At 45.1% G+C, this 13,791-nt stretch carries 15 protein-coding genes; 4 read left to right on the plus strand and 11 right to left on the minus strand.

Translation table 11 applies throughout. From position 1 onward, the window contains the following. Positions 1–63: 63 nt before the first annotated feature. The 8 genes from era to rpoE all read right to left on the minus strand — a co-directional run bounded on the left by era (position 64) and on the right by rpoE (position 7,311). Positions 64–1,035, minus strand: a complete 972-nt coding sequence (gene era / locus A6D97_RS07270; RefSeq protein ID WP_017059042.1) for a GTPase Era — start codon at positions 1,033–1,035, stop codon at positions 64–66. Continuing rightward, complete coding sequence (gene rnc / locus A6D97_RS07275) at positions 1,028–1,705, minus strand: ribonuclease III (RefSeq protein WP_017066012.1); 678 nt, start codon at positions 1,703–1,705, stop codon at positions 1,028–1,030. The genes era and rnc overlap by 8 nt, the downstream gene beginning before the upstream one ends. A gap of 26 nt (positions 1,706–1,731) precedes the next feature. Beyond that, positions 1,732–2,628 (minus strand): signal peptidase I, encoded by an 897-nt coding sequence (gene lepB / locus A6D97_RS07280; protein WP_017068697.1) that lies wholly within the window; start codon positions 2,626–2,628, stop codon positions 1,732–1,734. 97 nt (positions 2,629–2,725) lie between these two features. Next, positions 2,726–4,519 carry a translation elongation factor 4 gene (lepA, locus tag A6D97_RS07285; RefSeq protein ID WP_017059045.1) on the minus strand — a complete coding sequence of 598 codons (1,794 nt, stop codon included), beginning with the start codon at positions 4,517–4,519 and terminating at the stop codon, positions 2,726–2,728. Between the two features lie 137 nt (positions 4,520–4,656). After that, a complete protein-coding gene (locus A6D97_RS07290; RefSeq protein ID WP_017059046.1) occupies positions 4,657–5,127 on the minus strand; it encodes a SoxR reducing system RseC family protein in 471 nt (156 codons plus the stop codon). Then, positions 5,124–6,086 (minus strand): sigma-E factor regulatory protein RseB, encoded by a 963-nt coding sequence (rseB, locus tag A6D97_RS07295; protein ID WP_065584110.1) that lies wholly within the window; start codon positions 6,084–6,086, stop codon positions 5,124–5,126. Before rseB ends, A6D97_RS07290 begins: the two co-directional genes overlap by 4 nt. Further along, positions 6,083–6,706 (minus strand): sigma-E factor negative regulatory protein, encoded by a 624-nt coding sequence (locus A6D97_RS07300; RefSeq protein ID WP_017063205.1) that lies wholly within the window; start codon positions 6,704–6,706, stop codon positions 6,083–6,085. The genes rseB and A6D97_RS07300 overlap by 4 nt, the downstream gene beginning before the upstream one ends. A gap of 26 nt (positions 6,707–6,732) precedes the next feature. After that, positions 6,733–7,311, minus strand: a complete 579-nt coding sequence (rpoE, locus tag A6D97_RS07305; RefSeq protein WP_008223963.1) for an RNA polymerase sigma factor RpoE — start codon at positions 7,309–7,311, stop codon at positions 6,733–6,735. Between the two features lie 389 nt (positions 7,312–7,700). On the opposite strand from rpoE, the gene nadB reads away from it, so the two are divergent. Further along, the gene (gene nadB, locus A6D97_RS07310; RefSeq protein WP_017059049.1) at positions 7,701–9,317 is read left to right on the plus strand and encodes an L-aspartate oxidase; all 1,617 of its coding nucleotides are present in this window, start codon (positions 7,701–7,703) and stop codon (positions 9,315–9,317) included. A gap of 135 nt (positions 9,318–9,452) precedes the next feature. Here nadB and A6D97_RS22345 read toward each other — a convergent pair whose 3' ends face one another. Continuing rightward, a complete protein-coding gene (locus A6D97_RS22345) occupies positions 9,453–9,872 on the minus strand; it encodes a protein YgfX (RefSeq protein ID WP_324295273.1) in 420 nt (139 codons plus the stop codon). Continuing rightward, positions 9,820–10,080 (minus strand): succinate dehydrogenase assembly factor 2, encoded by a 261-nt coding sequence (locus A6D97_RS07315; RefSeq protein WP_004735374.1) that lies wholly within the window; start codon positions 10,078–10,080, stop codon positions 9,820–9,822. Before A6D97_RS07315 ends, A6D97_RS22345 begins: the two co-directional genes overlap by 53 nt. Positions 10,081–10,247: 167 nt before the next feature. On the opposite strand from A6D97_RS07315, the gene ygfZ reads away from it, so the two are divergent. The 3 genes from ygfZ (at position 10,248) to A6D97_RS07330 (ending at position 12,448) form a co-directional block, all read left to right on the plus strand. Then, positions 10,248–11,219, plus strand: coding sequence for a tRNA-modifying protein YgfZ (gene ygfZ, locus A6D97_RS07320; protein WP_065584111.1), 972 nt, complete (start codon positions 10,248–10,250; stop codon positions 11,217–11,219). 4 nt (positions 11,220–11,223) lie between these two features. Then, positions 11,224–11,685, plus strand: a complete 462-nt coding sequence (locus A6D97_RS07325) for a YbaK/EbsC family protein (protein WP_029235114.1) — start codon at positions 11,224–11,226, stop codon at positions 11,683–11,685. A 556-nt stretch (positions 11,686–12,241) separates the two neighbouring features. Then, a complete protein-coding gene (locus A6D97_RS07330; RefSeq protein WP_009847660.1) occupies positions 12,242–12,448 on the plus strand; it encodes a DUF1107 domain-containing protein in 207 nt (68 codons plus the stop codon). A 111-nt stretch (positions 12,449–12,559) separates the two neighbouring features. Here the strand turns inward: A6D97_RS07330 and A6D97_RS07335 are convergent, their stop codons facing one another. Further along, positions 12,560–13,783 carry an FAD-dependent 2-octaprenylphenol hydroxylase gene (locus tag A6D97_RS07335; RefSeq protein ID WP_017063203.1) on the minus strand — a complete coding sequence of 408 codons (1,224 nt, stop codon included), beginning with the start codon at positions 13,781–13,783 and terminating at the stop codon, positions 12,560–12,562. Positions 13,784–13,791: the final 8 nt, after the last annotated feature.

Genomic DNA, 13,791 nt, shown 5'->3' on the forward strand with positions numbered 1-13,791 from the left:
CACTCTCTCTTGGATTTATCTTCAGTTCAACTTTCTTAATCTCAGAAAGTGACGTTCAATATATTATAGATCGTCGATGTAGCCTAACGAGCGAAGTGCACGCTCATCATCAGCCCAGCCAGATTTAACCTTGACCCAAGTCTCTAGGTAAACCTTACGGCCGAATAGCTCTTCCATATCGATACGCGCTTCACGACCAATCGTTTTGATCTTCTCGCCCGCTTTACCAATCACCATTTTCTTCTGGCCTGTACGCTCAACAAGAATCAGTGCATTGATGTGGAAGCCATCGTTATCTGGGTTGTAATCGAAACGTTCGATTTCAACCGTTACCGAGTAAGGTAGCTCGTCACCCGTAAAGCGCATCAGCTTTTCACGGATAATTTCAGAGGCCATAAAACGTTGCGAGCGATCAGTCACGTATTCTTCAGGGAAGTGGTGTGTCGCTTTAGGTAAATGTTCACGTACGTGCTTACGCAGTACATCAATATTTTTACCTTGCTTCGCTGAGATTGGCACTACATCAATGAAGTCCATCTTCTTAGAGACTTCCATCATGTGCTGCATGACGTTAGTACGGTCTTGAACGTTATCTACTTTGTTGATGCAAAGTACAACTGGGAAGTCAGTCTTCTTCAGTTTGTTCAGAACCATCTCATCGTCGTCAGTCCAGTGAGTACCATCGACAAGGAAGAATACTAGGTTTACATCACTCAATGAGCTGTTCGCCGCACGGTTCATCAAGCGGTTGATGGCACGCTTTTCTTCAATATGAAGTCCAGGAGTATCAACAAAGATCGCTTGGTAATCACCCTCAGTTTCAACGCCCATAATACGGTGACGTGTCGTCTGTGGTTTACGTGATGTAATAGAAATCTTCTGACCCAGAATATGGTTCAGAAGCGTCGACTTACCTACATTTGGGCGACCGACAATAGCGATGAAGCCACAGTGTTGGTTTTCCGGTAGGCCTGTTTTTTTGCTATCAGATGAAAAGAATGCATCGATATCGAAATCTTGGTTGTTATCAGACATTGCTTAGTTGCTCTAATGCTGTTTCAGCAGCCGCTTGTTCTGCCTTGCGGCGGCTAGTGCCTTTACCGATAACAGGTTTATCCACACCTGCCACTTCACACTCAACCGTAAACTCTTGGTTGTGTGCTTCACCTTTAATATTAGTCACTGTGTAGACAGGTAGAGGATTTCTTCGACCTTGCAAAAACTCTTGTAGGCGAGTTTTCGGATCTTTTTGAGATACTCCAGGCTGAATAGCATCTAGGCGAGATTGGTACCAGCTTAAAATAATGCCGCGAACCGTCTCGGTATCACTATCTAAATAGACAGCGCCGATGACCGCTTCAACCGCATCCGCTAGAATAGAATCACGACGGAAACCGCCACTCTTCAACTCACCTGGACCTAATTTTAAGTAATCTCCTAGTTCGAATTCACGACCTAGTTCTGCCAATGTATGACCACGTACTAATGTTGCGCGCATGCGGCTCATATCACCTTCGTTTACCTTAGGAAAACGGTGGTAAAGATCATCAGCGATAACAAAACTTAAAATTGAATCGCCCAGAAACTCAAGACGTTCGTTATGTTTACCTGCGGCGCTGCGGTGAGTCAGCGCCAAGTGGATAAGATCGGCATCATTAAACTGATAGCCAATCTTTCTCTCTAGTTTATCAATTGGAGAATTCATGCTCTCTCGATGTGTTATGTGATCGATTAATGAATCCCACCGATGCGATTAAAACGCACACCAGTAGGAATCCATGTTGGAAGTACACTGTCTGAACCGCGTTCGAATTCGAAGCTGATCCAAATAGCAACGGCCTTACCAACAAGGTTTGCTTCAGGGACAAAGCCCCAGTAACGGCTATCGGCACTGTTGTCACGGTTATCACCCATCACAAAGTACTGGCCTTCTGGAACGACCCATTCGTTAACACCATTGCGAGGCTGATATGCTTGCACACGATCGCGGCGCAATGGGTTAACTAAAATCTGGTGTTCTACGTCTCCAAGCTGTTCGTTCAGCTGAATCAGAGGCACACCATCTTGAATAAATTGGCTCTCTTCAACATTACTTAGTTTCACTGGTTCACAGCTACTTGTACCCTTCGCCTGAATGCAGATCTCTTTACGACTGCTGTAGCGAATGGTGTCACCTGGCATACCAACAACACGCTTGATGTAGTCGATGTTAGGCTGAGGTGGGTACTTAAATACGATTGAATCACCACGCTCTGGCTTGCCCGTTTCTACCAGTTGAGTGCGCCATACTGGGTCTTTTAGACCGTACGCGTACTTCTCTACCAAGATGAAGTCACCAACCAAAAGCGTTGGCATCATCGAGCCAGAAGGGATTTGAAACGGTTCATAAATAAATGAACGCAGAACCAAAACAAATGCAATTACCGGGAAAATGGACACACTGTTCTCAACCCACCAAGGCTGAGCCGTAACTTTTGCGCTGGTTTCAGCGTCTAGGCCATTCGATTGTGCTTCAACGTCAGCAAGTTTTTGCTGGCGTTTCTTCGCCCACACAAACTTTTCCAACGCCCATACAATGCCGGTCACTAGAGTTACGATCACTAAAATAAGCGAAAATGTATTAGCCATTGATATCCCTTAAATTTCATTTCTTTAAAAATAACGAAAGTGAAAGAGTAGCGAGCTACTCTTTCACTTTAAATTATTCGTTTAATGCTGGATAAAGTTAGTCTTTTCCAACATGAAGGATTGCAAGGAAAGCTTCTTGAGGCAGTTCAACGTTACCGATCTGCTTCATACGCTTCTTACCTTCTTTTTGTTTCTTAAGAAGTTTCTTCTTACGACTGATATCACCACCATAACATTTTGCGATTACGTTCTTACGCAGTTGTTTCACTGTAGAACGAGCAATGATGTGGTTACCAATCGCTGCTTGAATCGCGATATCGAACATCTGACGAGGGATGAATTCTTTCATCTTCTCTACCAGTAGACGACCACGAGACTGGGCAATATCTTTATGCGTAATGATCGCTAATGCATCAACGGTTTCGCCATTCAGCAATACGTCGACACGTACCATGTTTGATGGCTCGTAGCGTTGGAAGTTGTAATCCAATGATGCGTAACCGCGAGACGTTGACTTCAGACGGTCGAAGAAGTCTAGAACGACTTCTGCCATAGGAAGATCATACGTCACAGCAACTTGGTTACCGTGGTAAACCATGTCGACTTGTACGCCACGCTTCTCAACACACAGTGTAATTACGTTACCTAGGTAATCAGAAGGTACCAGAATATTACAGCGTGCAATTGGTTCGCGAATTTCTTCTAGGTCATTAACTGCTGGCAGTTTAGCCGGGCTATCAACGTACAGAACCGTTTTATCTGTTTTTACAACTTCATACACTACTGTTGGAGCAGTTGTGATTAGGTCTAGGTCGTATTCACGCTCTAGACGCTCTTGGATGATCTCCATGTGAAGCATTCCTAAGAAGCCACAACGGAAACCAAAACCAAGTGCTGCTGAACTTTCTGGTTCAAAGAACAGTGATGCATCGTTCAGGCTTAATTTGCCTAACGCGTCACGGAAGTTTTCGTAGTCATCAGATGATACAGGGAATAGACCAGCGTATACCTGAGGCTTCACTTTTTGGAAACCAGGTAGACGTTCAGTGCTGCCGCCTTTTGCAAGCGTCAACGTATCACCAACTGGTGCACCTAGGATGTCTTTAATACCACAAACAACCCAACCTACTTCGCCAGTATTTAGCTCTGTAGTATCGATTTGCTTAGGCGTGAAGATACCTAGACGGTCAACACCCCATACTTGGTCTGTCGACATTACTTTGATCTTATCGTTCTTCTTCAGCTTACCGTTTTTGATACGAACCAAAGAAACTACGCCAAGGTAGTTATCGAACCAAGAGTCAATGATCAACGCTTGTAGAGGCGCTTCAGGATCACCTTCCGGTGGCGGGATTGCCGTCACGATGTTTTCTAGAACATCATCAACACCCAAACCTGTTTTCGCAGAACAGCGAGTCGCTTCCATCGCATCGATGCCAACGATCTCTTCGATTTCTTCAGCAACACGTTCTGGTTCAGCAGCTGGTAGGTCAATCTTGTTCAAGATTGGCACTACTTCCAGTTCCATTTCGATTGCTGTGTAACAGTTTGCTAGAGTTTGTGCTTCAACACCTTGGCCAGCATCCACTACAAGTAGTGCGCCTTCACAAGCCGCTAGAGAACGAGATACTTCGTAAGAGAAGTCTACGTGTCCAGGAGTGTCGATAAAGTTAAGTTGGTAAGTTTCACCATCTTTAGCTTTGTAATCTAAAGTCACACTCTGCGCTTTAATTGTAATACCACGCTCGCGTTCTATATCCATAGAATCGAGGACTTGAGCTGCCATCTCACGTTCACTTAATCCTCCACAAACTTGGATTAAGCGGTCAGAAAGGGTCGACTTACCGTGGTCGATGTGGGCGATAATCGAAAAATTACGAATGTGCTTCATAGGCTTGGTGTGACTAAACTCTTTGAATAGGGATAATAAGAAAGCCGCGACGCGTCCAATCTACAGTCAGCATTGGTGGCGGCATTTCAATCAAGTTGGCAGATTCTACCCAATTTAAGGGCAAGAAGCATCATAAATTAGACGAGAGACTCACCTAGGATTCGAATCAAGACGACTTCTTGCTTGGATTTGTCTTCCATGGGTTTGGCTAACCGCTTCGCTAAGGCAATCCCACCAGCAGTAAACAGTGCTGCACTTAAGATAACAATGCCCTCGCCGCCCTGGAGTAAGGGTTGTAACAAGAGTTGCCCAAAACCAGCACCAATCATCAACATAAAAAGTGGGATGAGATAAACAATCGCCGCCGACTGAAGTAGGCTTTTTTCTGGAAAGCCAATTTCTACGATTTGTCCAGCTTTGACTAAGCTTTTGGTTTTAAGCTGCCAAAACAAAGATTTATTGCCAACAGCCTTGGTCACAATACCCGTACCGCAGTTTTTTTGAGAAGAACAGCTGCTACAACTGGTTTGTTGTTCGCAGCTCAATTGAACAAAGTATTGCTTACCTTTTTGTTCAACCGAGCTAACGGTCGCCAGCGCGGTCATCATTGCGCTTGTACCGATTTATTAAATGTAACTGACTGAGCAATACGTTTTGCAGTTGCCGGCGGAATGTCACCAACCACAGAGATCTCTTTATCGCCAATCACTAAGCTGTGCAAGGTTCTACGCCCTTGACGCACCAGCTGCCCTTTCAATGAATGCTCATCTTTTTCCGCGATATAAACCGAAAAGTTAAACAGTCCATCACTGAAAAGCTGACTTTCAACCATTTTATCGGTCGCAGCCATTTGATAGCGGCTAAGCTCTTTTGATTTAAACCCTTCAGGAATCCACGACGCTTGCCAGTTAGTTTCACTCACTAAGCCTTCCGGTAATGATAAAACTTTCGGCAATTGAGCTTGGCTCAAGCCACCCATAGCCTCAGCAATCTTATCGTTCACCACGTAAGAGATAGTGCGGTACTGTTCAAGCACTTCGCCATCACGATCCAAAAGGTCGGCACGCAAAGGAAGATTCGTTTTTTCGTCTACCCAAACCACGTAAGAGTAGCGAAGGCCATCTTTCGGCACGACACGCAGCACTTGAGTGGTGCTACCTGCTTCACGAGAGCGACCAACTTTCACAAAGTCGTAGTACTGATTCAGAGATTCGATATCTCGATTAATCATCGGAATAACAGGCGCAACCATGCTGCCTGACTGAATCGTAAATGGCTCTGTACCCGGCTCGATGTAGCTAACTTCGTTGCCACGTCGAATGACTTCACGAACAGGGCCGCTTAGATAAACAAGGTGTGCAAGTTGTTGGTCGTCGTTAACCGCATGGCGATAAACAAGAGGCTCAATACTGCTCTTCTTTATCAAAATGTAGGAGAGTTCGTAATTTAGATGCTGACTGGCCTCGTTCATTTGATGCAACAAGTCCTTTGCAGTGGTTTCCTCTGCAAAGGCTGTTGGAGACATCAAGCTGAACAGTGTCAGTGCACTGACCAGGATTTTCTTCATTCAATGTCCGATTCTAGATGTGCATCTTGCATTGGCGATGCATCACTGTTTAATCTTAGCTGCAGCTCATAATCTTCTAACAATGCATGAACGCGTTTGCGCTGCTCTTGCAAGTTAGCTTCAGATGCTGGTTTCTCAACAGAGTCACGCGTTAAACTTACTGGTTCCGCAGAACCGGCAAATGGAATCGTCTGGAGTACAGGCAACTGCTCTGGTGCTGCAGGGTCGCTACCACCATATTGTTGAACACCTAATACAACGGCTAATGAAACACACGCTGCCACGGCAACTTGTCCAAACTGTTGTAACCACGCCGGAAGCTGACGCTTCGCTTGCTGAGGTTTAGGTTGCTCTTCAATTGGAGCAACAGTAGGTTCAACATTCACTTGGTGCAGGTTCGACATTGAACCATGTGCAGGCTCGTTCTCAAGCGCTGCCGCTACACTATTAGCAATGTTCCACTCTGGAGTTTCTGGCGAATCCCCACGCATAACATCACCAATTAAATGGTAACTCTGCCAAGTATCCATGCTTTCTTGATCAGATTCTAGATCTACAATGAGAGCTTTATCGATCGTTTCACCATCCATGAGTGCCGAAAGCTTTTCTTTATCAGCCATTATTTTCACCATAATTATTACAAGTTCTAGCGTTGCAAAAGAGGTTTGATTTTCTTTTCCACCGCTTCACGAGCTCGGAAAATACGCGAACGTACGGTTCCTACAGGGCAATCCATTACTTCTGCAATCTCTTCGTAGCTCAAACCTTCGAGCTCTCGCAACGTCATTGCAGTTTTTAAGTCTTCTGGTAGCGCTTCAATCGCTCCAAAAACAACTTGTTTCAATTCTTTAGACAGCGTTAAGTTCTCAGGGTTCGATATTTCTTTTAACGCGCTGCCTGTTTCGTAATATTCTGCATCTTCTGCATCTACATCGGTTGCTGGCGGCCTACGGCTTTGGGCAACGATATGATTTTTAGCGGTGTTCACGGCAATTCGGTATAACCATGTATAGAAGGCACTCTCGCCACGAAAGTTAGGTATCGCGCGGTAAGCTTTAATAAAAGCTTCTTGTGCTACATCAGGTACATCACCGGAATTATTCACGTATCGAGAGATAAGATTACAAACTTTGTTTTGATACTTAACCACTAGTAAGTTAAATGCCTGCTTATCTCCACTCTGAACTCGCTCAATCAACACTTGATCGGTTAGCTGCTCGTTCATTCGAGCGGGTACTCCTATTGTTATAACCCTCACCTTCACAGATATGGGTACTAATTATGCGAAATGTAGTATTGACACCACCGTCTACAAGAGCACTATTGTGACTAAGCCAAATACCGAAAGTTCCAACTTTCTTAAAATTATTTGCCATTATTGTTTCACAATGTGATGTAATAAAAATAGCTATCCCTATCAATTTGGGGAAACTTGAGCAAAAGCAATGGTATTGAGCAATTAAATATTTCTAGATAGCTGTCTATATATTGATTTTGCATAGCGTTTAAGGATGACTCTGGAGAGATTATAACAGTCTTAGCCAAACTCCTAAAACAAGACAAAGTCAATTGAGAGTGGACAACTCGACTATAGCCCGGGATTTAATAAGTTTTATGAACGCAAACCGTGAACATCAGTGTGATGTATTAGTGGTAGGAAGTGGTGCGGCAGGCTTGTCATTAGCCTTACGCGTAGCAGAACATGCAAAAGTAATTGTATTAAGCAAAGGACCACGCAGCGAAGGATCGACGTATTACGCACAAGGTGGTATCGCCGCGGTGTTCGATGAGTCGGACAGTATTGAGTCTCATGTAGAGGATACTCAAATCGCTGGGGCTGGGTTATGCGAAGAAGATACAGTTCAATTCATTGCTGAAAATGCGAAAGAGTGTGTGCAATGGCTGATTGATGGTGGTGTTCCATTTGATAAAGATGAGAACAGCACAGAAGGCCAACCAAAATATCACCTCACTCGTGAGGGTGGCCACAGTCACCGCAGAATTCTGCACGCTGCCGATGCAACTGGCATGGCGATGCAAACCTCACTACAAGATAACGTCAACAACCACCCAAATATCGAGATCTTCGAGCGCCACAATGCGCTGGATTTGATCACGGAAGATAAGATTGGTGGTTCAAAAGACAAGGTGATCGGTGCCTACATTTGGAACCGTAACCAAGAACATGTTGAAACCGTGCGCGCTAAGTTTGTTGTATTAGCAACAGGCGGCGCTTCAAAGGTTTACCAATACACCTCTAACCCAGATGTTTCTTCAGGTGATGGTATTGCTATCGCTTGGCGTGCGGGTTGTCGTGTGGCAAACCTTGAGTTCAACCAGTTCCACCCAACTTGTTTATTCCACCCAGAAGCGCGTAACTTCCTACTAACGGAAGCACTGCGTGGTGAAGGTGCTTACTTGCGTCGTCCAGATGGTTCTCGCTTTATGAAGGACTTCGATGAGCGCGGTGAACTGGCGCCACGTGATGTGGTTGCTCGTGCAATTGACTTCGAAATGAAGCGCTTGGGTGCCGACTGTATGTATGTTGATATCAGCCACAAGCCTGAAGAATTCATCACAGCGCACTTCCCGATGATCCATACTCGCTTGATGGACTTGGGCATCGACATGACCAAAGAGCCGATCCCTATCGTACCAGCCGCTCACTACACGTGTGGTGGTGTCATGGTGAATAAGCAGGGTCAAACCGACCTAACGAACTTGTATGCGATTGGCGAAGTGAGCTACACCGGCTTACACGGTGCAAACCGAATGGCTTCTAACTCACTGCTTGAGTGTGTGGTTTACGCATGGGCAGCAGCAAAAGATATCGTTGAGAACATCGACCAATCTCAACTGTGCGCTGAACTGCCAGCATGGGATGAAAGCCAGGTCACCAACAGTGATGAAGAAGTTATCATTCAACACAACTGGCACGAACTGCGCCTATTCATGTGGGATTACATGGGCATTGTTCGAACGGATAAACGACTAGAGCGAGCATTGCGTCGCATTCAGATGCTGCAACAAGAAACTCATGAGTACTACAGCTACTTCAAGGTTTCGAATAACCTATTAGAACTGCGTAACTTGCTACAAGTGGCAGAACTAATGGTTCGTTGTGCAATGCAACGTAAAGAGAGCCGCGGCCTCCACTACACGTTGGATTACCCTGAACTTGCAGAAGACAGTGGCCCAACGATTCTGACGCCAGAGAAACGCCAATCATAATAATTGGTTAAACGTGCTTAGCGAATTAGCCGTCAGCGGAAAATGATTAAACGAAAGGGAGCCGAGTGCTCCCTTTTCTTTTGTCTAACGCTTTCTTTTATCTAATACTTTCTTTCATCGAATAGTTTGGCTTCTCTAGCGCGCTCGTTGTAAGTTCGCCAGAAAATGGCGATATTCTCGCTCGCAACAGCTGTCCCGCCAAAGCAGTACCGAGTGCCCACATTCAAACTGCAATTTAACGAAGAACTGCGCCCAGATCTTATCAACGGACTTGAGTCGGTAAGTTCGGTCATTGAGTCGAATATCACCATCCTCTCTGTAATCAAAACGCCCATAGACACTATTTAGAATCACATGATTGTTTCTGAACAAGCGGATCATTAAAGCTAAGCAATAAAGGCTGGCGGCAAGTGGAATAGAAGACAGGACGATGAAAAACAAAAGGCACCCAAAAATAGTGCCTTTTGCAAATAATGCGGAATACGAAGGGTTAAGCTGAAGCTTAACGAACCTTGCTGAGGTTGTGTGCGACAATTTTATCAACCATTGATGCATGGCCTAGGTTTTCACTGCGTCCGTGGCCCATTACCCAAGTAAACAAATCTGGATCATCACACTCTAATAGAGAAACAAACTCGCGCTGTTCCTGCTCTTGCAATGAATCAAAACACTCTTCGAAAAATGGCATGATGACTACATCAAGTTCTAACATGCCGCGACGGCAACCCCATTTAATTCGTGCTTTCTGCTCTGCAGTGTACATTGGCTATCCTCACCTATAATTTTTCTTTCTCGGAGTGTAACAAGTCATACGCCCTGCAACTACTATGTGAGTCACAGTCCCTATCTAAGCTCACAAAAAAACCTAGGCTGACAAAGAAACAGAACCGGATTAACATAGAGCCAAATAAAATTCTTAGGAAAGATAAAATGGATTGGAAAAACATATTTCAGCCACTCGCTCATACGCAAAATGAATCGCTTCCAGAACTGATGATGACACACGTATCAGACTGGAGTGCAATTACCATGATAGGCGATGACAAAAAGTCGTACCTACAGGGTCAAGTAACGTGCGATGTCGTCACTCTTCCTAATGATGAATCCACATTAGGCGCGCACTGTGATGCAAAAGGAAAGGTATGGAGTATCTTTCGTTTGTTCCACCACAACGGTGGCTACGCACTCATGCAACCTAAATCAGCGATTGAAGTCGAGCTCGTTGAAATCAAGAAGTACGCGGTGTTCTCTAAGGTCGATATCGAGCAAACGTCTGACGTTGTTATCGGTGTGATGGGTTCGTCAGCTAATCAATACATTGATTCTATTTCAGAAAGCCAAGGTAATGTGCGTGCTATCTCTGGTGGTACAGCGGTTCAAGTTGCAGATAACCGCTGGGCTCTACTTGTGACAGAAGAAGCCGCTGAAGCCTTGGTATCAAACAGCGCTGCGGAGAAAGTATCAGAAACACTTTGGCAATATCATGAAATTCTTGATGCTCAGCCTAACCTATCGAAAGCAGAGCAAAACGAGCACATCCCTCAAGCGCTTAACCTGCAAGCGATTGGCGGTATCAGCTTTTCAAAAGGCTGTTACACAGGTCAAGAAACGGTTGCTCGTGCTAAGTACCGTGGCATGAACAAGCGTGAGATGCGCATTGTGTCGGGCACAACTGCGGACGTGCTGTCGTTAGAAAACCCTATTGAACTGGAACGTAGTGTGGGTGAGAACTGGCGTGGCGCAGGCCGACTATTAAACGTCTATCAATTTGCTGATAACCGAGCGATTGGTTTGATGGTACTGCCAAACAACCTTAATGACGATGTTCAGCTGCGACTGACCGCGCAGCCTGATCAAACATGGAATATCCTGCCACTGCCGTACAGCCTTGACGACGAGTAACCACGTGGAAACGCAGATTACACAATGGCTGGATCAACAGCAGGTGAATTATCGCCTGCTGATGCAAAGCAAGCCAACCACCAGCATTGAAGAAACTGCACAAGAGCGAGGCATCGACGCCTCTCAAATGGTGAAGTGCATCCTGCTCAAGGATATGGGCAACCAGTATGCGTTAGCCTGTACTGCTGGCGATCGCTCTGTCGACCCCAAGAAAGTACGCTCGGTACTGAATTGCCGTCGAATGACCTGCGTGTCGCTCGCTGATGTTGAAGCGATCACCGGTTTTAAAGTGGGTTGTGTTGGTCCGCTCGCTCTCAAGAGACACATGCCGATCATTTTTGATCCTTCCATTCAAAACAACTCGACCGTAACCATTAGCTCCGGCGACCGAATGGCTGGCGTTGCGCTGGATCTCAATGATCTTATGGCGCTATGTGCACCGACCGTCGCGGACATCAGTCGATGATCGTTTAGATCATGCTTCGCAAACTTCATTTTAATATTTCATTGAGTACATTTTTAGTGTGAACCTCGTCATAAGAAGAACACACCATCAATAAATAGTTACTCAAAATAAAAGCATAAGTAGTCACAAAGTTAAATTTGCGTTATTGTAAATTTACTGACTAGCTATTAAGCAAATCAGTGCAAGTGAATCCACTGAGTAACATCAGTATCCACTTTTGTGTAATGCATCTGTGACTATTCGCCCGTTTTAGACGGGCTTTTTTTTGTCCGAAATTTACAATTTGATTACACAAACAAAAAATCCCGCCTATTCTTATACTTGTAACATTATCACTGCTTAATACTGAACAGAAAAGTTCACGGCAGTTCACAACTCAGTATTATTTTGGGGAGGAGCTCACGTAAAAATAGATATTTACTGAAGAAAGTGCTTAGAACAGCACAAATATCTAATTAACGTCAACGCTACTGCATATAACTCCATGCTTATCACAATTATTATCTCGGAGTTTTTCTATAATATGCAGGCTAGGTAAATATAAGGATAATTAAGAATGAGACTGTTTAAGCGCTATACACCGAGTATGATTGCTAAACATGTAAGTCGACTTTTCAAAGGACGAATCTACATTTACGGCGTAGGAAAATTTGAGTTTGATAACGGTAAGCTAGTGCTACCAGACCGAGCAGAAAAACGTCACTTTCAAACAGTGAAAGAAATAAATAGTGAAATCATGAAACTGCGCTGCGCGTACGCATGACCTGATTATCTACAGAATTAAAAACAAAAAGGGTTGGCATTATGCCAACCCTTTTTTCGTACCAATTTTCGTATCAATGATGATTCGATATACCACCAGAACACTATGTCATTATCGATGAGTCACTGGACGCTTAGCTAAGTCAGGAAGATTGCCAGACAAACCCAGTGCGCGCTTCATGATCTCATCTTTCGCACCCGGTAATTGGCCCGCAAGCTTCATACCAATGCCACGAATCAGCTTCTTAGCTGGGTTATCGCCTTCAAACAGATCTTTAAAGCCCTGCATTGAAGCAATCATTTTCGCCGCCTCTGCTTTTCTCCAGCGCTCGTAGCCGCGAAGATTACGCTTGGTGCCAATGTCTTCACCCGCAGACCATAGCTTTAACAGCTCTTGCGCTAGGCTTGCTGCGTCTAATAGGCCAAGGTTCACGCCCTGCCCTGCTAATGGGTGAATGGTATGAGCAGCATCACCAACCAAAGCCACACGCTCTACCGCAAAGTCACGCGCATAACGCATGCGCAGTGGGAAGGCAAAACGGTCACCAACCACTTCACATAAGCCCAGCTTTGCATCGAACTCAGCTGTTAACTGCTTGTTGAATTCAGCATCCGACATTGATACGAGGTTCTCGGCACGATTTGGTTCCGTAGACCAAACAATCGAGCTCATGTTGCTTGGTTGCATTGGTAGGAATGCCAATGGGCCTTGAGGCGTGAAGATTTGACGAGCAACGCTGTGGTGCGGCTCTGTGGTTTTGATGTTCGCGACAATCGCACTGTGTCCGTAATCCCAATGTGTTAATGGGATATCTTGCTGCTTACGAACCCAAGAGTTTGCGCCGTCTGCTCCAACAACTAACTTAGCTGTCAGTGCTTGACCATTGTCCAATGTTAACCAAGCTTCACTTTCACCAATCGCCATCGTTTTACACGTTGCGGGCATATACAGGCTGACGTTGTCTTGTTTCTTAACCTGATCAAGCAGCGCTAATTGAATCACACGGTTTTCAACTATATGACCAAGATTAGGCTGAGCCAAGCGTGTCGAGTCAAACTCAATACGAGCGAAACTGTCTTGTTCCCACACTTCCATCGCTTGATACGGTGCAGCGCGTCTTTGTTCGATACCTTGCCATGCACCTAGATTACGAAGAATCACTTCACTAGAACGACTCAACGCGGATACACGCACATCAGGCAGCTCACTCAGCCCTTCACTAGGCGCTCTGCCTTCAATGACAGCGATTCTTAGGTCACTGTCTTTTAGGGCAGCAGCAAGCGCTAGGCCAACCATGCCACCACCAACAATCGCGATATCAACACTTTGCATCATTATTTATT

The organism is Vibrio sp. ZF57 (assembly GCF_001691235.1).
GTDB lineage: Bacteria > Pseudomonadota > Gammaproteobacteria > Enterobacterales > Vibrionaceae > Vibrio > Vibrio crassostreae_C.

Coding starts and splice junctions, on each gene's coding strand:
- era (WP_017059042.1), bottom strand. CDS start 1,035: ATGTCTGATAACAACCAAGATTTCGATATCGATGCATTCTTTTCATCT.
- rnc (WP_017066012.1), bottom strand. CDS start 1,705: ATGAATTCTCCAATTGATAAACTAGAGAGAAAGATTGGCTATCAGTTT.
- lepB (WP_017068697.1), bottom strand. CDS start 2,628: ATGGCTAATACATTTTCGCTTATTTTAGTGATCGTAACTCTAGTGACC.
- lepA (WP_017059045.1), bottom strand. CDS start 4,519: ATGAAGCACATTCGTAATTTTTCGATTATCGCCCACATCGACCACGGT.
- A6D97_RS07290 (WP_017059046.1), bottom strand. CDS start 5,127: ATGATGACCGCGCTGGCGACCGTTAGCTCGGTTGAACAAAAAGGTAAG.
- rseB (WP_065584110.1), bottom strand. CDS start 6,086: ATGAAGAAAATCCTGGTCAGTGCACTGACACTGTTCAGCTTGATGTCT.
- A6D97_RS07300 (WP_017063205.1), bottom strand. CDS start 6,706: ATGGCTGATAAAGAAAAGCTTTCGGCACTCATGGATGGTGAAACGATC.
- rpoE (WP_008223963.1), bottom strand. CDS start 7,311: ATGAACGAGCAGCTAACCGATCAAGTGTTGATTGAGCGAGTTCAGAGT.
- nadB (WP_017059049.1), top strand. CDS start 7,701: ATGAACGCAAACCGTGAACATCAGTGTGATGTATTAGTGGTAGGAAGT.
- A6D97_RS22345 (WP_324295273.1), bottom strand. CDS start 9,872: ATGCATCAATGGTTGATAAAATTGTCGCACACAACCTCAGCAAGGTTC.
- A6D97_RS07315 (WP_004735374.1), bottom strand. CDS start 10,080: ATGTACACTGCAGAGCAGAAAGCACGAATTAAATGGGGTTGCCGTCGC.
- ygfZ (WP_065584111.1), top strand. CDS start 10,248: ATGGATTGGAAAAACATATTTCAGCCACTCGCTCATACGCAAAATGAA.
- A6D97_RS07330 (WP_009847660.1), top strand. CDS start 12,242: ATGAGACTGTTTAAGCGCTATACACCGAGTATGATTGCTAAACATGTA.
- A6D97_RS07335 (WP_017063203.1), bottom strand. CDS start 13,783: ATGATGCAAAGTGTTGATATCGCGATTGTTGGTGGTGGCATGGTTGGC.